18 protein-coding genes and 1 pseudogene are annotated in these 26,388 nt (G+C 37.2%); 2 read left to right on the top strand and 17 right to left on the bottom strand.

The features are described from left to right. Positions 1-55: 55 nt before the first annotated feature. From ACLNCS_RS05065 to ACLNCS_RS05030, 8 genes are all read right to left on the bottom strand, one after another. On the bottom strand, positions 56-1,048 hold the full coding sequence (locus tag ACLNCS_RS05065) for an alpha-ketoacid dehydrogenase subunit beta (protein WP_006152177.1): 993 nt from the start codon (positions 1,046-1,048) through the stop codon (positions 56-58). A 16-nt stretch (positions 1,049-1,064) separates the two neighbouring features. Continuing rightward, positions 1,065-2,033 carry a thiamine pyrophosphate-dependent dehydrogenase E1 component subunit alpha gene (locus ACLNCS_RS05060; protein ID WP_036757432.1) on the bottom strand — a complete coding sequence of 323 codons (969 nt, stop codon included), beginning with the start codon at positions 2,031-2,033 and terminating at the stop codon, positions 1,065-1,067. A gap of 182 nt (positions 2,034-2,215) precedes the next feature. After that, the gene (locus ACLNCS_RS05055; protein ID WP_424847572.1) at positions 2,216-3,556 is read right to left on the bottom strand and encodes an MATE family efflux transporter; all 1,341 of its coding nucleotides are present in this window, start codon (positions 3,554-3,556) and stop codon (positions 2,216-2,218) included. Between the two features lie 43 nt (positions 3,557-3,599). Next, a complete protein-coding gene (locus ACLNCS_RS05050) occupies positions 3,600-4,868 on the bottom strand; it encodes a dihydroorotase (protein ID WP_424847570.1) in 1,269 nt (422 codons plus the stop codon). Positions 4,869-4,880: 12 nt separating this feature from the next. Beyond that, on the bottom strand, positions 4,881-5,345 hold the full coding sequence (locus tag ACLNCS_RS05045; RefSeq protein WP_247921508.1) for an NUDIX hydrolase: 465 nt from the start codon (positions 5,343-5,345) through the stop codon (positions 4,881-4,883). 9 nt (positions 5,346-5,354) lie between these two features. Then, complete coding sequence (locus ACLNCS_RS05040) at positions 5,355-6,008, bottom strand: uracil-DNA glycosylase (RefSeq protein WP_247921507.1); 654 nt, start codon at positions 6,006-6,008, stop codon at positions 5,355-5,357. 13 nt (positions 6,009-6,021) lie between these two features. Further along, positions 6,022-6,777 (bottom strand): DUF4336 domain-containing protein, encoded by a 756-nt coding sequence (locus ACLNCS_RS05035; protein WP_424847624.1) that lies wholly within the window; start codon positions 6,775-6,777, stop codon positions 6,022-6,024. Between the two features lie 64 nt (positions 6,778-6,841). After that, the gene (locus ACLNCS_RS05030) at positions 6,842-7,534 is read right to left on the bottom strand and encodes a YjjG family noncanonical pyrimidine nucleotidase (protein WP_424847568.1); all 693 of its coding nucleotides are present in this window, start codon (positions 7,532-7,534) and stop codon (positions 6,842-6,844) included. A 520-nt stretch (positions 7,535-8,054) separates the two neighbouring features. Here ACLNCS_RS05030 and ACLNCS_RS05025 point away from each other — a divergent pair. After that, positions 8,055-10,028: an Ig-like domain-containing protein gene (locus tag ACLNCS_RS05025; RefSeq protein ID WP_424847566.1), complete on the top strand. Its 1,974-nt coding sequence runs from the start codon at positions 8,055-8,057 to the stop codon at positions 10,026-10,028. 172 nt (positions 10,029-10,200) lie between these two features. Here the strand turns inward: ACLNCS_RS05025 and ACLNCS_RS05020 are convergent, their stop codons facing one another. The 9 genes and pseudogenes from ACLNCS_RS05020 to ACLNCS_RS04980 form a co-directional block, all read right to left on the bottom strand. After that, positions 10,201-12,285 (bottom strand): glucosaminidase domain-containing protein, encoded by a 2,085-nt coding sequence (locus ACLNCS_RS05020; protein ID WP_424847564.1) that lies wholly within the window; start codon positions 12,283-12,285, stop codon positions 10,201-10,203. A gap of 212 nt (positions 12,286-12,497) precedes the next feature. Further along, positions 12,498-12,917, bottom strand: a complete 420-nt coding sequence (locus ACLNCS_RS05015) for a hypothetical protein (protein WP_074324268.1) — start codon at positions 12,915-12,917, stop codon at positions 12,498-12,500. Then, a pseudogene (locus ACLNCS_RS05010) lies at positions 12,898-13,809 on the bottom strand (phosphodiester glycosidase family protein). The gene ACLNCS_RS05015 and the pseudogene ACLNCS_RS05010 overlap by 20 nt, the downstream one beginning before the upstream one ends. After that, entirely contained in the window at positions 13,806-14,849 is a 1,044-nt protein-coding gene (locus ACLNCS_RS05005) for a glycosyltransferase (RefSeq protein WP_424847561.1), read from the bottom strand. The pseudogene ACLNCS_RS05010 and the gene ACLNCS_RS05005 overlap by 4 nt, the downstream one beginning before the upstream one ends. A gap of 261 nt (positions 14,850-15,110) precedes the next feature. Next, the gene (locus ACLNCS_RS05000) at positions 15,111-16,850 is read right to left on the bottom strand and encodes an LPXTG cell wall anchor domain-containing protein (RefSeq protein WP_424847559.1); all 1,740 of its coding nucleotides are present in this window, start codon (positions 16,848-16,850) and stop codon (positions 15,111-15,113) included. A 223-nt stretch (positions 16,851-17,073) separates the two neighbouring features. Further along, positions 17,074-17,571 carry a YkgJ family cysteine cluster protein gene (locus ACLNCS_RS04995; RefSeq protein WP_254804038.1) on the bottom strand — a complete coding sequence of 166 codons (498 nt, stop codon included), beginning with the start codon at positions 17,569-17,571 and terminating at the stop codon, positions 17,074-17,076. Between the two features lie 89 nt (positions 17,572-17,660). Continuing rightward, positions 17,661-21,311, bottom strand: coding sequence for a helicase-exonuclease AddAB subunit AddA (gene addA, locus ACLNCS_RS04990; RefSeq protein ID WP_424847556.1), 3,651 nt, complete (start codon positions 21,309-21,311; stop codon positions 17,661-17,663). Then, positions 21,308-24,559 (bottom strand): ATP-dependent nuclease subunit B, encoded by a 3,252-nt coding sequence (gene rexB / locus ACLNCS_RS04985; RefSeq protein ID WP_424847622.1) that lies wholly within the window; start codon positions 24,557-24,559, stop codon positions 21,308-21,310. The genes addA and rexB overlap by 4 nt, the downstream gene beginning before the upstream one ends. Positions 24,560-24,691: 132 nt before the next feature. Next, positions 24,692-25,363, bottom strand: coding sequence for a CPBP family intramembrane glutamic endopeptidase (locus ACLNCS_RS04980; protein WP_414257535.1), 672 nt, complete (start codon positions 25,361-25,363; stop codon positions 24,692-24,694). A gap of 183 nt (positions 25,364-25,546) precedes the next feature. Here ACLNCS_RS04980 and ACLNCS_RS04975 point away from each other — a divergent pair, with 183 nt between their 5' ends. Continuing rightward, on the top strand, positions 25,547-26,356 hold the full coding sequence (locus ACLNCS_RS04975) for a Cof-type HAD-IIB family hydrolase (RefSeq protein ID WP_070677456.1): 810 nt from the start codon (positions 25,547-25,549) through the stop codon (positions 26,354-26,356). Positions 26,357-26,388: the final 32 nt, after the last annotated feature.

The raw sequence follows: 26,388 nt of genomic DNA, 5'->3' as shown, positions 1-26,388 counted from the left end.
TATAGATACAAAGCATCTCGTCCGATTAATTTATTTACATAATTTATTTTATGTATTATTGTTTGTTGTGAGTTTTACGGATTGCATCTTTGATGCTCTCAACTGTTGGAATCATTGCATTTTCAAGATTTTGTGCGTAAGGCATCGGCACATCTTCCCCTGCACAACGGCGAATAGGTGCATCTAAATAATCGAATGCTTCTGATTCTGAGATAATAGCTGAAATTTCACCGATAAAACCACTTGTCTTGTGGGCATCGTTGACAAGAACTACTTTTCCAGTCTTCTTAACTGAATTAATGATGATGTCTTTATCAAGTGGAACCAAGGTGCGTGGGTCTACTACTTCTACTGAGATGCCTTCTTCAGCCAATTCTTCAGCTGCTTGCATGACACGACGAAGCATTTTACCGTATGTTACTACTGTTACATCAGTTCCTTCGCGTTTGATTTCTCCGACACCAAGTGGGATAGTATAGTCTGGATCTACTGGTACTTCCCCTTTTTGGTTAAATTCTGATTTGTATTCAAGAATGATAACAGGGTTGTTATCACGGATAGAAGACTTAAGAAGTCCCTTCATATCAGCAGGTGTACCTGGAGCAACAACCTTCAATCCTGGGATATGAGTAAACCAAGATTCCAATGATTGTGAGTGCTGAGCTGCAGAACCTACTCCGTTACCAGCAGCACAGCGGATTGTAATAGGCACTTGACCTTTACCACCAAACATATAACGAGTTTTAGCTGCTTGGTTGACGATATTATCCATGGCAATAACAGAAAAGTCCATGAAAGTCATGTCAACGATTGGGCGAAGTCCAGTCATAGCAGCACCAGCAGCTGCTCCAGAAATAGCTGCTTCGGAAATTGGACAGTCACGAACACGTTCTGGTCCAAATTCTTCAAGCATACCTACAGATGTACCAAAGTCTCCACCAAAGACACCGACATCTTCACCCATCAAGAGTACATTTTCGTCGCGACGCATTTCCTCAGACATTGCAAGGATAATGGTATCGCGGAAAGACATTAATTTTGTTTCCATATTTCTCTACTTCTCCTTAGTCTGCGTAAATATCTTCAAAAGCTGATTCTAGTGGAGGGAATGGACTTTCTTCTGCAAACTTAACAGATGCTTCCACTGCTTCCTTAACTTGCGCTTGAATTTCTTCGAGTTCTTCTGCACTAGCAATTTTATTTTCAACAAGGTACTTGCGAAGGTTTTCGATTGGATCTTTTTCTTTCCACTCATCGACTTCTTCACGTGTACGATATTTACCAGGGTCTGATGATGAGTGACCAAGCCAACGGTAAGTTACACTTTCGATCAAGACAGGACCTTTACCAGAACGAACATGGTCAACTGCTTTCTTAAATCCTTCATAGACATCGATAACATTGTTACCGTCTTCGATAAACATTCCAGGAATACCGTAAGCAGCACTACGCTCATGGATATGCTTGACATTTGTCATTTTCTTAATATCGGCAGAGATTCCATAACCGTTATTGATACAGTAGAAAATTACTGGAAGATTCCAAATTGAAGCCATATTAACAGCTTCGTGGAATACACCTTCATTCGTCGCTCCATCACCAAAGAAGCAGACAACAATTTTACCAGTGTTTTTCATTTGTTGAGTAAGGGCAGCCCCTACTGCAATCCCCATACCACCACCTACAATACCGTTGGCACCAAGGTTACCAGCATCAAGGTCGGCGATGTGCATTGATCCACCTTTACCCTTACAAGTTCCAGTATACTTACCAAGGATTTCAGCCATCATACCATTAAGGTCGATTCCTTTAGCAATGGCTTGTCCGTGACCACGGTGGTTCGATGTTATGAGGTCGTCTTCGTTTAGAGCTAACATAGCCCCAACGTTTGCAGCTTCCTCACCAACAGAAAAGTGCGTCATACCTGGCACTTTACCTTTTTTTACTAATTGAGCAATTTTTAAATCCATACGACGAATTTCTTCCATCTTACGGAACATCTCAAGCAAAAGATTTTTATCTAAAGTTGACATAATCTTGCCTTTCTAAGTTTAATTTCTTATAGTTCTATTCTAACTTATAGGTTAACTAGAGTCAAAGATTATGCTTGATATTTTTTCACAATATAAAAAAAGAAAAGTCAATGAAATCAAGACTTTTCTTTACGTAAAATGGCTTTTTCACAAAGTAATTTTTCAAGGGTATTTTCAACAAATTATTTGAATCTTTTCATAATAACTTGTAAACGCCACTGATAGAGTAATCCACTGACAACTAAACTTACGATAAGACCTATCCAATATGAATAAGCTTCGAGATTTGTTGAATAATCTAGAAAAAAACCAAGAGGTATAGCAACTCCCCAGTATCCAAGGAGACCAAGGTAGAAAGGGATGACAGTATCTTTGTAGCCTCGTAAAATCCCTTGTAATGGTGCCGCAAATGTATCAGCTAACTGGAAAAATAAGCTATAGGTCATAAAACTAGCAGTTAGTTGAATAAACTCTGGATCATGACCATAGAGACTGGTAACATTTTCTCTAAAAACATACAGAAAAGAAAGTGTTAAAATTGCGAATGCCATAGCTGATAGTCGTCCAATTTTTATGTATTTCTTAGCATCCTCTAGACGTTTAGCACCAACTTCGTAAGAAACAACAATAGCCATTGCTGTTGAAATACTCATAGGAAAAGCGTACATGAGAGATGAAAAGTTCATGGCAGACTGATGACTAGCTATTATCAATGATGAAAACTTCGCCATAATTAAGCCAACGGCTGAAAAAATAGCAACTTCTGCAAATACAGTTCCACCAATAGGTAACCCCAGTTTTATCGCTTCTTTTATTTTATTTTTATCTAAAGGTAGTCGGTTTTCTAAATGTAGTTCTTTTAATTTTTCTTGTTTAAGAAGGACTAGTATAGATATACCCAACAAGGCCCAATAAGCCATAGAGGTCCCAAGTCCCGCTCCAGCTCCTCCCAACTCAGGAAAACCAAAGGCACCATAAATCAATAAATAGTTAAAACTACTATTGAGAGGGAGTAATAAAAGCATCAAATACATGGACAACCTTGTCAATCCAAGTGCATCCAGTAATGAACGAATAACACTAAAGAGTAAGAGAGGAATAATCCCTATTGCTAAAAACCATAGATAACGTACTGCTATATTTGCTACCGCCACTTCTAATCCCATATTATTTAGAACTAGTGGAGCAACCAGAAAAACTAAAACAAATAGAAAAATGGATAAACCAAGCGAAAGATAAAGAAACTGATAGAAATCAGAAGCCACTTCTTCTTTTTTTCCACGTCCTAAATGATGTCCAACTATAGGGACTAAGGCAGAAACAATACCTGTTAAAAAAGTAAAGAAAGGATTCCACAAGCTAGTAGCCATTGATACACCAGCTAAATCAATCGTATTATACTGGCCGGTCATGGTTGTATCGACAAAGGAAGCCGAATAATTTGCGAATTGATAAACCAAAATAGGGAAGAAAATTTTAAGAAATAAAATGAACTTGTCTTTAAAATGATGGGTTGGATACATACAGACTCTCTCTAAATTTAAATTTTATAGAGCAGTATTTCATCTAGTATTTATAAACAATCTGTCCATTACAAATAGTGTATTTTACCTGCCCTTTTAAAGTTTCACCGATAAATGGTGAATTAGATGCTTTAGAAGCAAAATGTGTGTCTACAATTCGGTCAGCTTTATCATCGAAAATGGTAATATCAGCTGGACCATTTTCAGCCAAATAACCTGCTTCAAAATGATACAATTTTGCTGGGTTTACTGTCATTTTTTCTAATAATTCCATCAAGCTTAGCTCACCAGCTTCGACTAAGTAAGTTAAACCAAGTGACAATGAAGTTTCCAGTCCTGTCATACCTGATGGTGCTTTAGTGATATCCTCGACATTCTTTTCATCAGCATGGTGAGGCGCGTGATCTGTCGCAATTACAGAAATGACTCCTGATTTCAAACCTTCGATAACTGCCAAGCGGTCTGACTCCAAGCGAAGTGGTGGATTCATCTTAGCATTACTTCCCTTAGTCAAGAGAAGCGCTTCAGTCTTAGAGAAATGTTGCGGTGCTACTTCTGCAGTTACGTTTGCTCCCAAACCTTGAGCGAACTCCACAACCTTAACACTTTCTTCCTTGGACAAGTGTTGGATATGAACATGGGCTTTTGTTGCATAGGCGATCATGACATCACGTGCAATCATTGCATACTCTGCAACCCCTGTAGCACCACAAATATGGAAGTGTTCTTTAGCAATATTTTCATTAAAACCTAGCGTACCATTCAGACCAGGATCTTCCTCGTGTAAGCTGATAAATGTGTTGAGTTTTTTAGCCTCTTCCATAGCTTCCTTGACCACTTTACTGCTTTCAAGAGGAATACCATCATCTGAAAAACCAACGGCTCCAGCTTTTAAAAGCGCCTTAAAGTCAGTCAAGTCTTGGCCATTAAAGTTCTTGGTAATCGTTGCTACAGACTTAACATTAATTTTTTCCCTTGCTGCAGATTGAAGAACTTCTTGCAAAGTCTCAACATCGGAGATGGTTGGATTGGTATTAGCCATCATGACAACTGTCGTAAAACCACCAGCTGCTGCTGCTAGTGCACCTGTATGAATGTCTTCTTTATGAGTTTGACCAGGTTCACGGAAATGAACATGGATATCCACCAAGCCGGGTGCAACTACAAGACCAGTTGCATCAATGACCTCTGCTTCTTTTTCACTAATTTGTGGTGCAATTTTGACAATTTTACCGTCTTCAACCAAGACATCACACACTTGATCCAAACCAGACTTAGGATCCATTACTCGACCATTTTTAATTAGTAACATCTGCTTTCTCCTTTATTCGTAGAAATCCACTTGGGTATCCAATAATTTATCACCTTCATAAACAAACTTAGCTGAAAAGAAGGGTTTATCTTCTAAAAGCCACTCTACGAAGGTGTGGTCTCCTTCCCAGGTTGGTTTGCTCAAAACCTCATCATAAGGAACCCATTCTAAAGTCCCTTCATTACAGTCAATCAACTCACCTTCGAACTCAGTTACTTTAAACACATAGGTGTACCAGTCTAAATCTGGTGTAAATTCAGGAAAGGTGATTACACCTTTAAGAACTGGCTTAGCCTTCAATCCTGTTTCTTCTAAAATCTCGCGGGCCGCACATTCTTGTGGAGTTTCTCCACGCTCTAACTTTCCACCTACACCGATCCATTTTCCTTCATGGACATCATTAGGCTTTTTATTGCGATGAAGCATGAGCAGTTCTTTTCCATTATCAATGTAGCAAATCGTCGCTAACTGGGGCATATTTTCTCCTTATCTAAGCCAATCAATCGGCTCTTGTCCTGTCTCTGTTAAGAATGTATTGGCCTTGGAAAAAGGCTTGGAACCCCAAAATCCTCTGTAAACGGAAAGGGGACTCGGGTGAGCTGATTCAATAATCAGATGTTGAGGATTAGTTACCAATATCTTCTTCTTACGTGCATAAGCACCCCAGAGGACAAAAACCACTGGTCTATCAAGATTATTGACAACCTTAATTACAGCATCTGTAAAAGGCTCCCATATCTGACCAGCATGACCATTGGCCTGTCCTGCCGGAACTGTAAGACAAGCATTAAGAAGCAAAACACCCTGCTCCGCCCAAGAGGTCAAGTCATGTGACGGTTTCACCCCAATATCATCAGCAAGTTCTTTTAAAATATTTTGCAAAGAAGGTGGTGCTGGGATATTATCTGGAACAGAAAAACTCAAACCTTGAGCCTGACCTGGTCCATGATAAGGATCTTGACCAAGGATAACCACCTTAACCTCTTCTAGAGGAGTTGTCAAAAGAGCTTGAAAAACTTTATCTTTTGGTGGATATACAGTTCCATGAGTATAAACTTGCTCCATAAAGTGATTAATTTTCCCAAAATAACCTTCCGGTAATTGCTCCTTAATCAAGGCGTGCCAAGATGAGTGTTGCATAGCTTTTTCTCCTTTACCGTATCCATCGAAAAGCACGTCTTAATTCATCCGTACCATTTTTAAAAAAGCATAAACCATGTGCAAGTATGATCTTATCAGGTTTCCAGTTTAACATACGGGAAAAGGAAGTCTTTGCTTCCCTTTGTCTTCCTATGAAAGTCATCCGATAATCGATAGGAGTTTGTCCATCAGGGGATGTTACACGAGCTAAACGATAGAATCTTCTGCGGATTGGACTAGCTATCTTTTCCGGTTCAAAATTCTCTATGAGGTCTGTCACAATCAGTGTTTTAGTTGATTTATGAAAAAACACCACCTCTTCAATAACTGAACTTCCCCTAAAAATGAGTTGATCAATCTCATTGGACCATAAGTCAGGAGCCTTATCTGTTAAGGGAGTATCAAATACAACCTTGACTTTCTGATTTTTCGCTCTCTCTTCTACTCCTGGACTAGACAATGCTTGCGCATGAGGATATCTTTGTTTCCAATCTGCAATATAGGCGTAGTGGATTTTATTTGGTGAAATCAGGTAAGCTACTTTGCCCAAAGCGTCCAGTTCAGTAAAAAGTTTTTCATTTGGCGCAATAGGAGAATGAATCCAAAGTTTGCCATCATTTAACTTAATCACCGTCATACGTGTCTGAAAAGGAAGTTTGAAGATCTTCATGTCCATTCGAATCAAATCACCATCTACTATCCAGATATTTTGATCAACTTCCTTTAGTGTATACAATGGTTCATAAAGAGAAAGTTCTGCCCTTAACATCATTATCTATTCCTTCTGTCTTACTGCCTCTATTATAGCAAAAAGTGGCTATGGAAACCACTTTTTACAGTTTATCTAAGAGTTCTAGCAGAGCCAGATAAGAGTCGACTTCATAAGTTGGCTGGGCTAAGCTCTTATTTACCAGATGATGAGGATTATACCAGATGGTATCGATGCCTGCATTATTGCCACCTTGGATATCGGCGGTTAGAGAATCTCCAATCATCAGCGTCTTTTCTTTACTAAATCCAGCAATCTGCTGACCAATTTTTTCATAGAATAGTGCATCAGGTTTTTGAGTTTGCAACTGCTCTGAGATAAAGACTTGGTTGAAATAGGGAGCAAGACCTGATTGAGCCATGCGACCTGTCTGAATTGTAGTGATCCCGTTGGTGGCAGCGTAGAGTTCATAACCACGATCAAGAAGACTATCTAAGAGTTCCATGGCTCCAGAAAACACCTGCCCCTGTTGAGCTAAATAAAACTGATAACGTTCAGATAAGTATACGCCATCTTTTTCAATTCCAAAATGCGAAAACAATTTTGAAAATCGTGTGTTGACTAGTTCTTGTTTTGTAATCTTTTTCTCTTCCAAATCCTTCCAGAGAGACTTATTCATTGGAACGTAATAATCTTTATAGGATTGAATATCAGCAACACCTTCTTCTTTTAGAAGTTGCGTTAAAGCCACATCCTCAGCAGTATCAAAATCAAGCAAGGTATGATCAAGGTCGAAGAGTAAAAATTTATAAGTCATCTATTTATTATCCTGCATTCATAGTTTTTATATAATTAAAAGTATAGCACAAACAAAACTTTTAACAAAATAAGTATTTTAAAATGAATGAAAATTGAAGGAAAAGGTTAAACTTTACAGCCAAAAATTCACAGTCTAGTATTACGAAAATATATTAAATTTCTGAAATATTATAAAAATATAGTTCGTAATTTAAATTAAATACCGACATTTAATATTCCCAATTTTACTAGAAATGTTAGCGTATTTCTACACTTTATATCTCTTAAAGACATAAACATTATAATATTTTAAAAAACTTACATTTTAATAATAATTTGACACCTTAAACATTGATGTCCATATTTAATTGTGATATAATTCACGTTATAGGGGAGTTTTAGTGTTAGACTAGAAGGAGGCTTGGTTAAAGTTTGTCTATAAAATGAACCTATATAACTAACTCGTCTTTCAATTAGTGATTGACGCTACTTTATATTATATTTAGAAACTATCTTAATTTATAAGAAGGATGTATATGATGAACAAAAAGAAAAAGTTTAGTATTTTCTCATTTTTGATATGCTTATTGACAACTGTCTTTGTATTTAGTTTGAATAAAACTTTTGCTGAAACTCCTGAGGTTTCAGTAACTGGAAAATTCGTAGATACAATCCAAAATGTTAAGGTATCAAATAATGAAGGTGGAGATCTAACTTGGGATTTAGAGCAATGGGCTACATTCCGTATCAATGCAAATTTTAATTTAGCTGGAAAAAATGTTAAGGCTGGGGATCAAACGACACTTACGGTTCCAGAGGCTTTAATGATTACTTCTCAGACTTTTGATATTCCTGATAAGATTACAAAAGAAATCATCGCACACGCTAAAGTTGATGCTACTAACAAAAAATTAACATTAACTTATACAGATTATGTTGAAAAACACTCTGATACTAATGGGGCTTTCTTCTTTTATGCACGTGTTGATTTCAAAAAACACCCTCAACAAGGAGAAATCCCAATTGAGATTACTATAAACAATGAAACAAAACCTGCTGGTAAGGTTACATTTAAAGGTATCGGTGATGGTGATCCAAGACTTTTAACAAAGACTAGTTGGGTTAATGAAGGTGATAAAAGAGAGGTCCAATACACTATTTCAGTCAATCGTACAAAACAAAACATCAATGGTGTAACGATTGAGGATCACTTGAAATTTACAAATGCTAGCTATGTAAAAGATAGTATTAAAGTTATCAAAGGTAAATTTGCATTCGTAGATGGAGAATGGCAATTCTCTGACCGTGTTGATGTTACAGATCAACATAAAGTGACAGTCGCTGAAGATGGACAATCTTTCGTAGTTGACTTAGGAGATATTACTGAAGCGGACCAATATCGTATTTCTTATAACGTTCGTCTAAATTATGATCCTGTTGATAAAGAACTCTTGAAAAACGATGCAACTCTAAAAGGCAAAGGAACAGTTCTTAAAGAAGTAACAAATGCTGCTTTAGTTCAAATCGCTGGTGGGGTTGGTGAAGGTTATGTTTACTCAATCAATATCCATAAAGTAGATGAGGCGAATCAACCACTTAAGGGTGCTAAATTTAAAGTAGTACGTGAAGTGAACAATCAAGTTATTGGTGAATACGAAACGGATGAAAATGGTAATATTACTGTTAATGCATTATTAAAAGATAAATATATCTTGACAGAAACAGAAGCTCCTGCTGGGTTCGTTATTAAAGATGCTGACACTGTCGTTAATGTTGAAGACTTTGGAACCGACCACGCTGTAACAAAAACAATTGTGAATCCAAAAGAAGAAACGACAACAACAACTACTACAACAACTACTACAACTGAAGCGCCTACAACTACTACAGTAACTACTACTACTGAAGCGCCTACAACTTCAGTAACCACTACTGAAGCGCCTACTACGACTTCTGTAACTACTACTGAAGCACCTACAACTTCAGTAACCACTACTGAAGCGCCTACAACTACAGTAACCACTACTGAAGCGCCTACTACGACTTCTGTAACTACTACTGAAGCACCTACAACTTCAACAACCACTACTGAAGCACCTACAACTACAGTAACCACTACTGAAGCGCCTACAACTTCAGTAACCACTACTGAAGCGCCTACTACGACTTCTGTAACTACTACTGAAGCACCTACAACTTCAGTAACCACTACTGAAGCGCCTACAACTTCAGTAACCACTACTGAATCACCTACAACTTCAGTAACTACTACTGAAGCGCCTACAACTTCAACAACCACTACTGAAGCACCTACAACTTCAGTAACTACTATAACTACAACTACTACAACTACTACAACTCCATCATCTTCTTCTGAAACTACAACTGAAGAAAAACCAGGACTTCCATTTACTGGGGAGAGCAAAGGAACACTTATTGCGGTTCTTGGTTCACTTGTTCTAGTTTCGTCGATTATCGTTCTTGCAAAAACTCGTAATACTGAAAATGATTAGGCTTATAGAATATAAGATTTAGGTTCTCAAGTCTTCAATCATTATAAAACTAAAAGGATTTACTTTTAAAGTGAATCCTTTTACATTTCTTTTAAATATTTTAAATAAAAAACTTAAACTGAATAAGTATAAAAAACGATAACTAAATCAGTTTAGTTATCGTTTTTCTATTTTAGTCTTTTTCACCAAGTTTACTATTGATAGTCATCATGATACTTGCAATCTTTTCACCCCAATATGGATCTGAAGCGTAAAGAACGTTCATACCAGATGATTTATTTCCTAGGTAAGTTCTTCCATTATCTATATAATTTTGACGAATCCATTTGGCTGCACCTAAGATTCCCTTATCTACATTATCGAAACTCTTAGCTGAATCGTACGGAGTAGTATCGTAGGCTGCAATACCAAAGAAATTATTCTTATCCTTAGCAATCTGACTACGTCCCCATGCGCTTTCTAAAGCGCTGTGAGCTATAAGGTAGAGTGCATTTACTTGATAGCGTTTCTCCGCTTCTTTGAAGACCTCTCCTTTACCTGCAAGGCGGCTGCCCTGAATATTCATAAGAGAATAAACCTTATTCAATTCTTCAGCTGTGTAATTAGTTGGTTTTCTTAAATCCCTAAATAAGAAAGGATTTTCAACTGTAAAGTTTTCAAAGTTAATACCATCAGCTGAATAATATTTTTTACCAATCGCCATTGATGAACTATGAGGGGCTACACGGATACTTGCGTATGGTGATAACTCATGATAAAGATAATTACCATCAGATGCATAGTGAGGAATGAAGTCACTATCTGAGCTAACCGCTACTAGATCACTCCTGTTCATATATCCTGAAAGACCTGAAATTTTGACTGGAAGTCGACCGTCTTTGGTCTCGGATCCATCAATCGATACAATACTTCCTTGCGAAATATAGCTGAGTTTTTCACCAGAAGCACTATATACATTTGCTGTAATTGGTTTTACTTTATAGTATGCTGCTGTCTCGGAAATCCATTTTCCATTGCTTTGGAAAGAATAGTCTTTACCGTTAATGGTGAAATTACCAGTTACATATGCCCCATCTTCTTTGAGATAATACCAGGCGTTATAACTTTTATCAAAAATCCACTCATTCTTGGCCATATAACCATAAGATTTGAGATAGTAAGAGCCTTGCCATTGGTTTTCAGCATAAGCACCATCAGATTTTAAGTAGAACCAACTATCGAACTTTTTATCAAAGAACCATTCACTTTGAGCCATGGCCCCACTATCTTTTAGATAATATTTCTCTTTCCATTGGCTACTTAACATGTCACCATCTTTATGAAAAGAGTACCATGAACCATTGATTTTTTCCCATTTATCCCGGATAGCTTTTCCTGAATCAGTAGCATAATACCACTTCTCATCCATCTGCACCCAATCCTTTTCAGCCATAGCGCCACTAGTTTTGAGAAGGTAGTCATTATAAATGGTTTTACTTAACATGGTACCTGATTCATCAAAACGATACCATGAACCATTGATTTTCTCCCATTTATTACGGATGATTTTTCCTGAATCAGTAGCATAGTACCACTTCTCATCAATTTTCGCCCAACCCCTTTCGTACATAGCTCCACTACTCTGAAGAAGGTAGTCATTGTAAACGGTATTAGTTAACATGGAACCAGATTCATCGAAGCGATACCAAGCACCGTTGATTTTTTCCCACTTGTTGCGGATGATTTTTCCTGAGTTTGTAGCAAAGTACCACTTTTCATCTATTTTAACCCAAGAAGATTCTGCCAAAGCACCGCTATTATTCAATAGGTAGTCATTAAAGATAGTATTACTAAGCATGATGCCATCTTGGTTAAAATAATACCAATGACCAGCTATTTTTTTCCAATTCGTAACAGCCTTTTTACTTTCATAATAACGCCATTGGCCATTCTCTTTTTGCCAACCTTCTTTGTCGACCTCTTCAGTAATTTCTTCTGTTGAAGAGTTATCCTTAGTAACAGCTGTTTCTTGTTTCTGTTCAGATTGAGAAGAATCCTTTTCTGCCTTGATTTGTGTTTCGTTTTGATTCTGCTTATCCTTCTGCTCTTGACCTTGAGCTTGCTTTTTCTCTTTAGCTTCCTTACTCGTTCCATTTGCTAAAGTTTTTTCTGAACTTTGAACTTTGTTTGTAGCTTGGTTTTCCTCTGCTAATACAGTTGTTTTAGAAATCCCGGCCATGGAAAGAACAACTGTACTTGCTAGTAATATCTTTTTCATTTTTATCCTTTCAATTTTATAAATTCATATTCTTTATTTTTTTATCTCGTTTAAGGACGACAATCATCCATTTTATTATACAATATAATTTAAAATATAAAAGTAAGATCTTTAAGAAGAAAGAAACTTGTAATATTGTTAAAACATTTTAGAAATAAAAGTCAACAAAAAGTAGTCGAATAGGATATAAACGACTACTTTTTATCATTTTTCTAAACTTCAGCTGTTCTTACATTCTTCTTCAATCGAATAGGATTTATAGATATTGATAAAAGAGCTAGAACGACAAATCCGATACCGACATACCAGTAAGGGGCATCAAGAGTAGTTGAACGACCAGATAGATTGACAATTCCTCGGAAAAGCGTACCTGCTGTAATAATCGCTACTGCCGAATTCCATAGATTAAAATTGATACGAGAGAAATGTGGAAGAGCTTTGAGCAAGATTACTAGTATTATCCCACCGACAAGAGGTACGGTGAACAAGTAATGCATGTAAACTGATGTCTCTCCAAAACTAAATGCTTCATAAATTCTAGAAAAAGCAAAGAAGAAAATTGTAATTAGTGTATAAGAGATGGCAGTTTTTTTAAAACGTTTTTTAACAAGATTAGTAACCGATGTAGACAATATCACTCACCGCCCTTTCTGAAATTTTGTTTCCACCAGTCGTCGGTTTATTGATAACCTGACCGTTGAAGTAAAGTGTAGAGGATCCCCCACCATCAAGATTGTAGGCAGTTTTTGCACCATAGGATTTCATAACCTCAGCTAGCTGGTACAAAGAGAGACCTTCACTTTCAGATGTACGTCCGTCAGAAACTACAATAATGTAGTGGTTTTCGTCGATAATACCAATAGCTGTACGTGGATTCGAAGCCATAGCTTGTCCAACTTCTTGGTTTTTTCCTACTACTACTTCACCATTTTCAACCAAGGCAGGACCAAAAGCTAAGAGATTAACAACTCCGTCTTTGACTAGTTGGTCAGCTGAAATCTGATCCTCGTAAATAATCTTGAAAGAACCATCTTTATAAATGGCTAAATCACCATTATTAGAATTTTCACGGACAGTATCACGATAGACAACGCCATTACGGATAACATAACCTGAAGAATTGGCACCGTAATAGTCACCATTGACTGCTAAAATTGCATCATTATCTGCAGCAGTGACAGATGTTTTAGCTGTTACGTTTGTTCCAAATGAGTTTTGAGCAAATGCTGTTTTTAGATATTCTGATGAACTTACTGTAACATCTGCAACATACACTTGGGTATGATTAACCGTCGTTTCAGTCAAATTGATAGAGATATTCTCGTCCTTATAACTTGAGTTAGTTACTGTTGCTGTCTTAGCTGCTTGGCTAGCTTGAGCTGTGTTGGAACTTGTATTAGTTGTTGCTACTGTCGAAATAGTCTCAGCAAGTACAAAAGTTTTCAACATTCAGTAACTAAAGGATCCTGTCAAGAGTAAACCGAGAACCGAGGCATAAGCATATGGTTTCTTTAATAATTTCATAATACAGTTGATGTCCTTTCCTTAAAGATCAATTTCTTTTGCACTATCCAAGAGACAGCGAAGAGAAGGATGCCGACGATAATTTTGGCAATCAGAAGGTTGATACCAAACACTGTAAAGAAGAGACGAATCAGTAGCGTGTCTAAGACAAAGAGTCCGACTGCTAGACCAAAGTACCCCATCCCTGTTTTCACAAGGCTATCGTCATTTTTAAAGACTAGTTTTTTATTTGTAGAGTAGTTAAAAATGGAGCTTGTCACACGAGCTAGTCCGTTAGCTAGGAAAATTCGAAAACTTGTTGGCGCTGTTGGTAAAAACAAGATTGCAATAGCGTAAACGATATAGTCTACAACAAAGCTACTGAGAGATGATAAGGCAAATTTAAAGATATTTTTATAAATCATGAGCCCATCTTTTATTGGTCGGAAGTGTGAATCCTCATTATCATTGATATAGACAGTTTCAATGGGAACTTCTAAAATTTGATATTCTTTAGTAGCCTCAAGTAACATATTCATTTCGTATTCGTAACGATTTCCCTCTATTTTCAACATAAAAGGAATGAGATTTGTTGTAAAAGCACGAAGTCCAGTTTGTGTATCTATTACACCTACTCCTGTTTGAAGTTTAAAGAGTGCTTTTGTCAAGCTATTTCCGAAACGGCTACGAAGGGGTACTTTACCTGTGACGGCCCGCACACCCAAGATTAGCTTATTAGGATTTTCAGAAGCTTTGTTAGCCGTACGGAAAATATCCCAAATCTTATGCTGACCATCTGCGTCTGCCGTTACAACCGTTCCGTAGCTATTTTGTTGTTGGATATAAGTAAAGGCCGTTTTAAGCGCTTGGCCTTTACCTTGGTTCACTTGGTGACGGAGTACCGTAGCATATTGTTCTGCTTTATCAAAGATATTTTGACACTTTGATGAACTACCGTCGTCGATAACTAGAATACGAAAATCACTCTTTTCGTGGATTTTTTCGATGAGTTTGATAAGTTTATTATCAGGTTGATAAGCTGGAATTACTATATAGTTCATACCGGCACTCCTTTCTTAGCGATGGTATAACTATACAGAACATCGCTTAAAGATACCTTATATCAGTTTTCTTTAAGAAAAAGTTCAGAATAATTTAATGTTTTGAAAAGATTGTAAATCGTTATTTGTAATAAATATACATAATATCCTTTAAATGCTTCAAACTTCACTTAACAAATCATTCAAATAAAAAAGTCAGCCCTAAAGGGTTGACTCATGTTAAATCTTTGACTGAGACTTACTTATTATCGTGTGTCACTTTTAGTGTGTCACTTTTAATAGTGAAATTCCAAAGAATCCCAATAGAATAGCTGCGATTGTATAGAATAATTGAGAATGTGACTCACCTGTATTTGGTAGCTCTTTTTGGTCCGCTACAGATTTTGACTCTGCTTCTGTTTCCTTTTCGGAACTAGAAGTCTGTGCCTGTCCAGGTTCTGAACTTGAACCAGGAGTCGGTTCTTCTGTCGTTGTTGTTGGCTCTTCTGCCGTTGTTGTTGGTTCTTCTGTCGTTGTTGTTGGCTCTTCTGCCGTTGTTGTTGTTGGTTCTTCTGTCGTTGTTGTTGGCTCTTCTGCCGTTGTTGTTGTTGGTTCTTCTGTCGTTGTTAGGATTTCCTTTTCATATTCATAAGTAATATGAACTGTTCCATTTTTTAACGTTCCAGTTTCCGAATCAGAAGAAGTCGAGAGTCCAACAAGACGATATGTGATTCCATCAACCATTATTTTGTCAGGACGTTCAATGCTATTATCTCCGACTTTGTATGTAACCAACTCTCCAGTTGAATCATAAATAGGAAATTCAGAAATCTTGTTGTATGTTTCTTTTAATTTTTGGTTAGTACCTTTGATAAGATAATCTATAATTACATTACCTGTATATAAAGCTGAAACATCTTGGTCAGCCATATCTTCTTTTTCAGATACGTAATAAACTACTTTCTTGTTTGCTCTTAACGTAAATTTATCAACATAATTGAAAAATGTTGATTTATCTATATTGGTATCTTCAGGGATTCTTGTCCAATCACCATTATTTGGGGTAATATAGGTAGTTGGATTGGACACTGACTTGATAAGGTGACCATTCTTTACATGACTATCATCAATCAATGAAGGATCTCCAAAACCACCAATGTTGCCACTAACCAAGTCAACCGCTAAACGATGGTTATCATAATCTTCTAAGTTTTGAGAGCCGGTTTCATAACTCATAACACCACCTTCTTGACTAGATTTCCAAACCATTCGGGCATCAATTGGTAGGTATTTGATTTTCTTAGCTTCATCAATTGAGATTGTAACTTCTACTTTGTAAGCTTGACTATTATCAAAATTGGTAAACAAACCATAAGATTCAACTTTACCATCTGTCATATAACCATATTCGTAGTTGCTGGTATTGACTACGTAAGGTGTTCTTCCTGCTTCCAGTTCCTCAACGGTCGGAGTATTAAAGGTTTCGCGATCATATTTTTCTGTATCATCAAAGCTAATCTCTGTCATTGGCTTATTGACATTGATAGGATTGCCCTTAGCATCTCGTGTACCAACAAGAGTGAATTGTACCGTAGCATTCTTAATCTTTGGAACTCGAATCAAAAGATCATTTACTGTTTGTGCATGGTCACTAGAATGCATTCTCTGGTAAGCAACTATATAGCTATAAGTGACACTCTTCCCATCTTTAGTTATAGTAGCATTCTGTCCCTCTACGTTAACATGGCCACCTTCAGAAATAACATTATCGTTTAGTTTTGTTTCTACGTTATTTTCTTCTGTTACAGCAATAGATGATTCGAATGATTTGTTAGAGTCATCAATTTGGTTTGATGTAGAAGACTCTAGTTTTGAGATGCTATTATCACTATAACCCGAATTTTCTTGGATAGCAATAGTTTCTGTACTTATATTCTCATCAGATTTAACAATGAATTGTGTATATGAATTCAATACAAAAATTGAAAATGATGTAAGCCCTAATTTTACTAATTTATTCATTTGAAAAGACTCCTGTTAAAAATTCCAACTATAAAAACAAAAACACTTGTCTAAATAACCATAATCTATTGTAAACGAAAGTTAATTAAAATGCAAGGAATTATACAATTTATATACTTTATAAACGTTTTTTTTATAATTTTTTTAAAAGTAACAGAGTCATAAATATTTTTTATTAACTAGCTTAAGCCCCTTCGCTTATAATAGAACAGTATTTCTTCTTTTACTCTATTTTTTCTCTTAATTTCTCAACAAAGAGATAGGCCGCAGGACAGGTTAAAGTGTTTTTGATAGTCAGATTATTGATTTGATAAATCTTTTTACGGTCGGTATGTGGAAATTCTCTACAAGCCTTGGGACGGACATCATAGATGGAACAGAGATTATCGCCACCGAGAAATGGACATGGCATTGACTTAAAGATCTTATCACCGTCTTCATCTACCTGTAGAAATTCATCTTCGAAGGCTGGTAATTTCATTTTAAAGTACTTGGCAATTCGTGTGATATCTGCTTCCTTAAAATCCGGTCCAAGGCTCTTGCAGCAGTTGGCACAGGCTGTACAATCAATTTCTTCAAAAACTTCCTGGTGAATTTCAAGGGCAATCTTATCTAGGTTTTTTGGAGCTTTCTTTTTCAGATTTCCAAGAAATTTACGATGTTCTTTTTGCTTTTGTAAAGCTAATTGGTGATAGTATTCGATATCGATTTCTTTTGACATAGATTCTTTAACATCCTTTTCTGAAACTAGTATACCATAACTGAAAATAAATAAAAACTACTGCCATTAAGGCAATAGTTTTTACAAGATTAGTTAACTTCGACCACCTCAACCATATCTTTTCCAAGTAAGATTAAATATTTTTTAACTTGATTTATTTGGTAAGAACGAGACAAGGCTTCTGCATATAGAGATAATTGACCTCTATAACGTTCAATCAGTTGACTTTCATACTCGTAACGATCTGTTTTATAGTCAAATAGAACAATCTTATCATCGTAAAGGAGATAACCATCTAAAATTCCACGGACAACAAAGTCTTCCTGACTCTTATCATCCCGTTTTAACATAGAGAAGGGTTGTTCTCGATAAAGTTTATCTTGATTTGCAAGAATCTCTTGACCAAGAGCTGTATCAAAGAAGGACAAGATTTTTTCTAGATTAACTTTATATTTAACAGCTGAAGTTGCCTGAACTTGCTCTAAGGCTTCTGTTAGAGTTTTTATAGTTGGCTTCTGTGAAAGGTTAATTCGTTGCATGAGTTCATGGGTGGCACTACCAATCTCAGCTCCAGTGACTTTTTCTGTCTTGGAGAAGTCTGGAAGTTCAAACTGACTAATAGTTTCTTTTGGTTTAGATTGACCAGCTACTACTACACCTTCCATATCCATGACTGGTTCATAAAACTTCTTAATCTGACTTGGGGTCTGAACACTCGGAAGATTAATCGCAGCTCTGTGGATTTCATTATACACCTCCACTTCTTTCAGCATTTGTAGCGCTTCCTTAATGGTATCAGACTGACGGTTGCTTGCCTGAGAAAAATCTTGGAGCTGGCTTTTAGTTTCCAATTTACCGATAGCTTCTTCTGTCAGTTGTTCTTCACCCTCGAAACGAACACTAAAGTGTAAGTCCTCTTTAGAAAAAGCTTGATAGATGGCCCAAATCCAGTCCTGGAAATTTTGAGCATCTAACCTGTTTTGACGAGTTAGGAGACCTTGCCCATTTGTCGGGTATTCTTTAGACTCCATCTTCTCTCGTGAACCTTTTCCAACTAGATAAAGTTTTTTCTCAGCACGAGTCATGGCTACATACAGTAAACGCATCAACTCAGAATAGCTTGCTAATTGGAGCTCCTCCTCATTTTGAGTATAAGTCAAGCTTGGAATCGATAACTTAATCGTAGATGGAAGATATTCCTCTTTTGCATTTGTAGCTACTCTAGCTACGTACTTAAGACCAAGGCCATTTTTACGACTTAGGATAACTTCAGACATGGAATCTTGCTTGTTAAATTGCTGATCAATATTGAGAATAAAGACATATGGGAACTCAAGCCCCTTACTCTTATGAATACTCATAAGCTCCACAGCATCCTTAGGCGGAGCTACAGTGACACTGGCAAGGTCGTGCTTGGTTTCCAAGACTTGATCAATCATAGTTATGAAACGTGATAAGCCTTTAAAATTACTCTTTTCAAACTGGTCAGCTCGCAATGCTAAGGCATGAAGGTTTGCCTGTCTAGCCTGACCATTTGGTAAAGCACCAACATAATCATAGTAGAAACGTTCGCTATAGATTTTCCAAATAAGGTCATAAAGCGAATGAGTTTTTGAGAACAAACGCCAAGAATTAACAGTTTCCAAGAAAAGGTTAAGCTTTTTATGGAGTTCAGATTTTATTAATTCCTTTTGGAGGCTAGTTTTTGCTTGAGCATTGACTAGTTTTTCATAAAAATTCTCTTGAACCTTATCCTCAGAATTTTGAAGAGCTAGACGAGCCAATTCATCTTCATCAAAGCTAAACATCGGAGACTTCATGAGAGCTACTAAAGCGAAGTCTTGCAGAGGATTATGGATGACACGAAGAGTATCCAACATAACCTGAACTTCTAAAGATTGCAAATAATTGTTTAGAGCGCCATCAGTTTTAACTGGGATCCCATATTCCGACAAAGCAAGTAAAACCTGGTCATTCCGACTTCTGCTGGCAGTCAAGAGAGCAATGTCATTGAAAGGAACCCCTTTATCATTATGAAGATGCAATATCTCCTTAATGACCATTCGCATTTCACCAGTCAGTTTGTTGGTCGAAAACTCTTCCTCTTCCTTAGAATCACCGTCAACATCCTTATCATACAAGAGGACTTCTGCCTTGTTTTCTGGATCAGGGTGTAAATCAGTATTTCCGAAAACAAGTTGATGCATGCCGTCATAAGAAATCTCTCCAACTTCCTCATCCATGAGATGCTTAAAGACGTCGTTGGTAGCATTTAGTACTTCTGAACTACTACGGAAGTTTTCCTTGAGCAGTATTAACTGACCTTCTTCACTATCTTGAGCAAAACTATGGAATTTTTCATTGATGATTTGGGGATCTGCCTGTCTAAAACGATAAATAGACTGCTTGATATCTCCCACCATAAAACGGTTATGTCCGTTAGAGAGGAGCTCCAACATTCTTTCCTGGATATGGTTGGTATCTTGGTACTCATCGACCATAACTTCGTGGAAACGTTCCTGATACTCTTTCCGAACTTGAGGGAAGTTTTCCAGAATCTCAATGGTATAGTGACTAATATCCGCAAATTCAAAGGCATTCTCTTCGCGTTTACGCTTTCGATAGGCGTCAACAAAATCACTCATGAAAACTTGAAAAGTCTTTGCTAAGTCCCAAGACTCTTGATGATATTTTTCCTGGAATTTTAGTAAAGTGATTTGGTCATTTAGTGCAATTAGCTTTTCAAACTTTTCTTTTCTCTCTTGATTGTACGCTTCTTTCAGTTCTAGGAGTTCTGCCTTGCGACTAGCATTTGTGAGAGCACGGCCACCCTTATCCTTAGAAATACTCACAACTCGCTCTAGAACTTCTTGATATTGACTAAAAGTAGATTCGTTAGTTAAAGCTCCAATTTCATCAAGAACTTGTTGGACAGCTTCTAAGTAGGCTGCTTTCCCAAATTCCTTGGCATCATTCTCTAGATGGTAGCGGAAAAAGTTTTCTAAATCCCAGAGTCTTTGCTGAATGTCTTGAGCCAGCTTTTCTTTAGAACTTGTAAAATCGGCCTTTTCGAAACCTTTTAAGAAAGATTCCTGTAGCCAAGCTTGAGGATTACTTGTAGATTGCAAAAAGTCATAAATCATATAGACCTGTTTACGCAAACCACGTGCATCCTTGTTTTTACCCGCAAAGTTCTTGACCAACTGACTAAACTGTTCTTGTTCCTTACCTTGGTAGTGAGTTTCGAAAACTTGTCGAAACACATCATTCTTTAAGAGGAGTTGCTCACTTTCATTCTCAAGAATGCGAAAGTTTGGGGCGAGGTCAATCAGATAACCATGTTTAGCCAGGAACTTCTGAGTAAAAGAGTCCATAGTTCCGATGGCAGCATTGGGTAAATCAGTTAATTGTCTGCCGAGGTGTTTTTTTAGCTCCAGATCCTGAGTCTCTTGGATTTGTTGGCTGATTTTCTTTTCCAAGCGTTCTTTTAATTCAGTTGCTGCCTTTACCGTAAAGGTTGAGATAAAGAGTTGGCGAATTTCTACACCACGCGCTAGTTGATCAAGAATTCGTTCAGCCATGACAAAGGTTTTTCCTGAGCCAGCTGAAGCTGAAACCAAAATATTTTGACCAGAACTGTAAATCGCTTGAATTTGCTCAGCAGTTTTCTTGGGGTTCTTGTCAGAATTAGCTTCTGCTATTTGCAATTTTTCAATCTCTTCTTGGGATAAAAATTTCATCGCTCCAACTCCTCTCGAATTTTATTAAACCATGCTTCCTTATCATTGCTCTTAGCGACCTTGTCTAACAATCTAGCCTGACCTAAATGGTAATTAGCTTCAAAACCAGTTATCGACTGATATTGTTGGACATATGGAGCAATACTTCTGCCGTCTTCTGTGTAAGGATTGATAGCAAATCTACCAGATAAAATCTTCTCTGCTGCCTTCTTATAGATAAGGGCGTTATAGTCCAGCAATAACTGGAATTCCTCATCAGATAACTGATAGGTCTTGTTTTTATTATATAGTACCCCAAGGTTCTTTATTTCTTTTTCAAGAAATAGCCCTTGATATTTCATACTCTTAGTCGTTTCTGCTAAAGCCTTTGAAAGAGTTTTAACAGATTGTAAGGACTGAATTGGCTCAGCCATCTCTAAATACATAGCACCAAAGAAATCTGTATTTCCTTCTTTCTTAAGAGCAGCAAGATAGGTCGGTAACTGTGAATTAAGGCCGTTATAGAAGAGAGGAAACTTAAACTGAGTTAGAGAAGATTTGTAATCGACAACACCAATCGCATCACTTGTCTTTAAGCGATCTATACGGTCGACTTTACCACGGACATAGACATTTCTACCGTTTTCTAACTGAACAAAAGCTTGTTCCTTACCGCCAAAGACTGCTTCTTCCTGAATGGTTTCAATTTCAGAATTGTGACGAAGAATGTGCCCAGTTGCACGAGCAACATCCAAAAGAACTTCCTTGGTTAATTGGGCTTCCAAACTTTCTTGATAAATGGCTTGAAACTCACGTTCTTGACTGGTTTCAAAGATTGCTTGTTCTAAACGACGATCAAAAGGTGTATCAACAGGAAGTTTCATAGCTCGTTCAAAAATACGATGCAAGAAATTTCCATGACTTCGTACATCAGGTCGTAGACGTAATTCTTCCTGCAAGCCTAAGACATATCGAAGGAAATAACTGTATTCATTTCGATAAAACTCTGTCAATCCTGAAGTTGATAGATAGAAATCTTGATCTTGAGGATACAAGGCCTCCAAAGTTTCAGTAGCTAAGGTCTTACTTTTTGGACTTGTCGGTAGGACAGGATTTTCAAGACCTTGATCTTCTAATTTTCTCCCCATGACACGAGCTAGAACCTTAATCAAGGTTAAGTCCTGCTCACTTGTCTCCAACTCACCTTGCTGGTGATAAGCAACAAGACTAGACAAAAGACTGTGATAAGAACCAATATCATCCTTTGATAGGTTTTTTCGATCGATTCTCTTTTCAATCTTGGTAAAACCAAAATTCTGCAATTCTTTCAGATAAACTGACTCTTTACTCTCGTTTTCATTGAGTAGACTAGGCGCTGATAAGACTAATTGTTTCTTGGCAGAATTGACCAAAGAAAGCATGGTATAGCGATTCTTCTTCAGATTTTCATGACTAGCAATCAATAATTGAGAGCCATCTTCAGTACCTTGGTTTAAAACTTCTCTTTCTTCATCACTCAAAAGACTAGTATTTTGGGTGATTTTAGGTAGATGATCCTGGGTTAAGCCAAGTCCATAGATGTAATCAGAAGTTAAAGGCGAAATCAAATCATAACTTTGCACCAGAACCGTATCTACCGTTGCTGGGATTGTACGATAATTTGACAAGGACATCCCTGAATGAAGAAGAGCCAAAAAATCATCTAAAGCGACCTGAGAACCTTCAAATACAGTAGCAAATTGCTCCATTACGTGACAAAATGCCTTCCATACCTCTTCTTGTCTTTCTTGCTCTGCTACTTCCATCGTTGCAGATAAGGTTTGTAACTGCTTGGTCAAATGAGCATCTTTCAAAAAGTTGTTCCATTTTGAAAGAAGATTCTCAGCTTTTTGCTTACGGCTGGATAATAAAGTTTCTAGTGGATTTAGAATACGAACACGAAGCTCATTTAATTTCTCTAAATCAAATTTTCCATGATGATTTTTTGTAAATTCTTGTTTAAAGTTAGAAAGTCCATCAATACCTAAATAGCGGATATATTGTTCAAAGCTATCGATTTCCTCTTGAGCAAGGTCGGTGTATAGACCCGTTCGTAAGAGATTAATCAAATCTTCCTGACGGAAATAGTACCGTTTGAGACGTCCCACAGATTCTACAAATTGAGTCAAAGGATGATGGGCCATAGACTCGCTTCTCCCCAGATAGAAAGGAATCTGATATTGATTAAAAATTGTCTGCAAGGACAGTTTATAAGACTCTACGTCTCCTAGTAAGATACGAAAATTCTTATAGCTAAGTTCAGGTTCTTGGTGCAATTTCTGGCGAATGCTACGAGCAACTAGCTCCAGCTCTTCTTTTTGTGTCAGACAAGACCAGATTTGCAAGTCTTCTCTATCCTTAGCATCCACTTCCAAACTGATTTCAGAATAATCATAAGTACTTTCCAGTAATTTCGAGGCCTTAGCAAAAGCATCTAATTTTTCATGTTCTTGACAGGCATCTTCTGCCTTGGTCTGATATTTAAAAGCTAAATGACGTAGAAATTCAACACTGGCTTGATAGAGATTCCCTTCACTAAAAGGGCTATTATAGGCTTTCTTAGTCGCATATACACCAATAATAATCTCAACACCTTTACGATGAAGCAAATCCACTAGGTGTTCCTCTTCTGCAGAAAAACGGGTGAAACCATCAATGACTAGGGCAATCTTGCTAAAATCGCTACTTACCTTGTTTTCTTCGATAGCATCAATCAGATGAGATAATGGACTCCCCTGTGAAACTTGACCTTGATTTAAATACGCTGTTATCTTTTCAAAAATTAAGAGTAAATCAGAGCGTTTATCAGCATCTGTCAAGCTTTCCAAGTCCAAAAAACTCATCTTTGCAGTTGAAATTTCATGATAAATCTCAATCAGTTGCTGGATGAATTGCGGATCTTGTTTAATAGCCCCGTAAACACGTAAATCCTTAGCATCTATCTCAGACAGACATTTGTAGAAAGCCATACCAAGACCAATATCATCGAGACTTGTTCCCTCAGGAATATCATTTAAAACCAGATAACGAGCCATTTGAGCAAAGCGCGTGACTGTGATAGCAAAAGAAGACTGCTGACTCAAGCACCCCAGCACGGCACGTTCCTTTTCAAAAGAAAGAGAGTTAGGGGCGATATAAAAGACTCGTTTGCCTTGGGCAACCAGTCCTTGAGCCTCCTTGGTTAGGATTTCTGTCAAAGAAGTCCGAATATCGGTATAAAGTAGTTTCATCTCTGCCTCGTTTGTTTTTGTCATTACCTTTTATTATATCATTTTTTAAGTCAAAATAGATTGATATAAAGCCCTAATTTTAACCTGTCCCATATCAAAAAAGTCGGAATAAAATCCGATCTTTTATAGTTATTAACTACCAGAAAACAAGAGTACCCATAATTCCCAAAATGCTAAAATGTTGATCATGATATGAAGTAAAATAGGGTAATAGAGTGAATGAGTTTTTCGGTAGAGGAATGCACAAATTGCTCCTCCACTTGCATAGGTGAAAAAGGCTAGTGGTGTTAAACCTGAACTGACATGCACATAGCCAAAGACACAGGCTGATAGCAAAACATCTCCATACCATGGTGAATCTTTCAGAAATGTATTCATCAGAACTCCTCGATATACCAATTCTTCGGTAATTGGTCCTAGCAGACAAACAATAAGTAAAAGATAAGGTAACTCTTGTCGCCCTGTCATCTCAGTCAATTCATTTAAAGCGATTTGATTGGACGTTGCTGGGGTTAAAAAGGAGAACACAATACCTGAAAGATGACTGACTCCATAAGCAAGAAGCAAATAAACTGGATATCTCCATTTCCACTTCAACTCAAGAATTTTCCTACCTTCGAATACTAGTAAATAAAGAATAGCTATAAAAGTAACGATGAGCTCTAAAAAAGCAAGAATCAAGAAATACTCTCGACTAGCAGGTACAAGCCTACCTGCAAAATGATTAAAAATCCACCAAAACCATGTCTTCCTATAAATGATTACCAATAAGGCTAGTAAAATCTGCACAGCTCTTTTTTTCATGATAAATCCTCTGATTTTTTATCAATTATCAGTATAATATTAAATATATTACTAATTTAGTATATCATATTTTTGTTATCGATCTACTAAAAACCTAAATAGAAATGGCATTTCACTCAGCTTTAGACTTATTTGCCTCAAAATATGCTATAATATAGGCAAAACACGTGAAAAGGAAATACTATGATTAAACTACTTGCTCTTGATATGGACGGTACTCTTCTCAACGAAGCCAAGGAAATTCCTCAGGCTCATATTGATGCTATTCATAAAGCTATCGAAAAAGGTGTCAAACTGGTTCTCTGTACTGGACGCCCTCTCTTTGGAGTTCTTCCCTACTACAAGAAACTCGGTCTTGATTTGCAAAATGAATACGTTATTGTCAACAATGGTTGTTCTACCCACCAAACAAGTGACTGGAGCCTTGTCGACTGGCGGGAACTTAGCAAATCTGACATCGAATACCTGAATGACCTTGCTGAAAAGAGTGAGGTTCAGTTGACTCTCTTTGATGAGGAACACTACTTCGTTCTCGGAGGCAAACCAAATCCTATCGTTCAATATGATGCCACACTTGTTTTTGCTGACTTGACTGAAATCTCACTGGAAGAAGCTACTAGTGGTAAATATCGTATGTTCCAAGGCATGTTCTTAGGCACAAAAGAACAAACAGATGACTTTGAACAACGATTTGCTGATGAACTTTGTCGGAGATTTAGCGGTGTTCGTTCCCAACCTGTTATCTATGAGGCAATGCCACTAGGTACAACCAAGGCTTCTGCTCTTTCTCGTTTAGCTGAGATTTTGGATATCCAACCTTCTGAAATCATGGCTATGGGTGATGCCAATAACGACATTGAGATGTTAGAGTTTGCTGGGCTGGGGATCGCTATGGGAAATGCCAGCGACCACGTCAAATCTCTCGCAGATGCTGTAACTGCCAGCAATGAAGAAGACGGTGTTGCACGCGCTATTGAGAAATATATTTTGTAAAAAATAAGCCCAGTCAACTAGTATTTCTAGCC

Origin of the sequence: Streptococcus sp. CL9.43 (assembly GCF_049737935.1) — a bacterium.
In the GTDB taxonomy this organism is placed as follows: Bacteria; Bacillota; Bacilli; order Lactobacillales; family Streptococcaceae; genus Streptococcus; species Streptococcus infantis_I.
Note: the sequence above shows the minus strand (reverse complement) of the source record. Positions and strands in the feature narration are given on the sequence as shown.

Coding starts and splice junctions, on each gene's coding strand:
- ACLNCS_RS05005 (WP_424847561.1), bottom strand. CDS start 14,849: ATGAACTATATAGTAATTCCAGCTTATCAACCTGATAATAAACTTATC.
- ACLNCS_RS04980 (WP_414257535.1), bottom strand. CDS start 25,363: ATGAAAAAAAGAGCTGTGCAGATTTTACTAGCCTTATTGGTAATCATT.
- ACLNCS_RS05060 (WP_036757432.1), bottom strand. CDS start 2,033: ATGTCAACTTTAGATAAAAATCTTTTGCTTGAGATGTTCCGTAAGATG.
- ACLNCS_RS05035 (WP_424847624.1), bottom strand. CDS start 6,777: ATGTTAAGGGCAGAACTTTCTCTTTATGAACCATTGTATACACTAAAG.
- ACLNCS_RS05040 (WP_247921507.1), bottom strand. CDS start 6,008: ATGCAACACTCATCTTGGCACGCCTTGATTAAGGAGCAATTACCGGAA.
- rexB (WP_424847622.1), bottom strand. CDS start 24,559: ATGAAACTACTTTATACCGATATTCGGACTTCTTTGACAGAAATCCTA.
- addA (WP_424847556.1), bottom strand. CDS start 21,311: ATGAAATTTTTATCCCAAGAAGAGATTGAAAAATTGCAAATAGCAGAA.
- ACLNCS_RS05020 (WP_424847564.1), bottom strand. CDS start 12,285: ATGAAAAAGATATTACTAGCAAGTACAGTTGTTCTTTCCATGGCCGGG.
- ACLNCS_RS05030 (WP_424847568.1), bottom strand. CDS start 7,534: ATGACTTATAAATTTTTACTCTTCGACCTTGATCATACCTTGCTTGAT.
- ACLNCS_RS05000 (WP_424847559.1), bottom strand. CDS start 16,850: ATGAATAAATTAGTAAAATTAGGGCTTACATCATTTTCAATTTTTGTA.
- ACLNCS_RS05055 (WP_424847572.1), bottom strand. CDS start 3,556: ATGTATCCAACCCATCATTTTAAAGACAAGTTCATTTTATTTCTTAAA.
- ACLNCS_RS05050 (WP_424847570.1), bottom strand. CDS start 4,868: ATGTTACTAATTAAAAATGGTCGAGTAATGGATCCTAAGTCTGGTTTG.
- ACLNCS_RS05045 (WP_247921508.1), bottom strand. CDS start 5,345: ATGCCCCAGTTAGCGACGATTTGCTACATTGATAATGGAAAAGAACTG.
- ACLNCS_RS04975 (WP_070677456.1), top strand. CDS start 25,547: ATGATTAAACTACTTGCTCTTGATATGGACGGTACTCTTCTCAACGAA.
- ACLNCS_RS04995 (WP_254804038.1), bottom strand. CDS start 17,571: ATGTCAAAAGAAATCGATATCGAATACTATCACCAATTAGCTTTACAA.
- ACLNCS_RS05025 (WP_424847566.1), top strand. CDS start 8,055: ATGAACAAAAAGAAAAAGTTTAGTATTTTCTCATTTTTGATATGCTTA.
- ACLNCS_RS05065 (WP_006152177.1), bottom strand. CDS start 1,048: ATGGAAACAAAATTAATGTCTTTCCGCGATACCATTATCCTTGCAATG.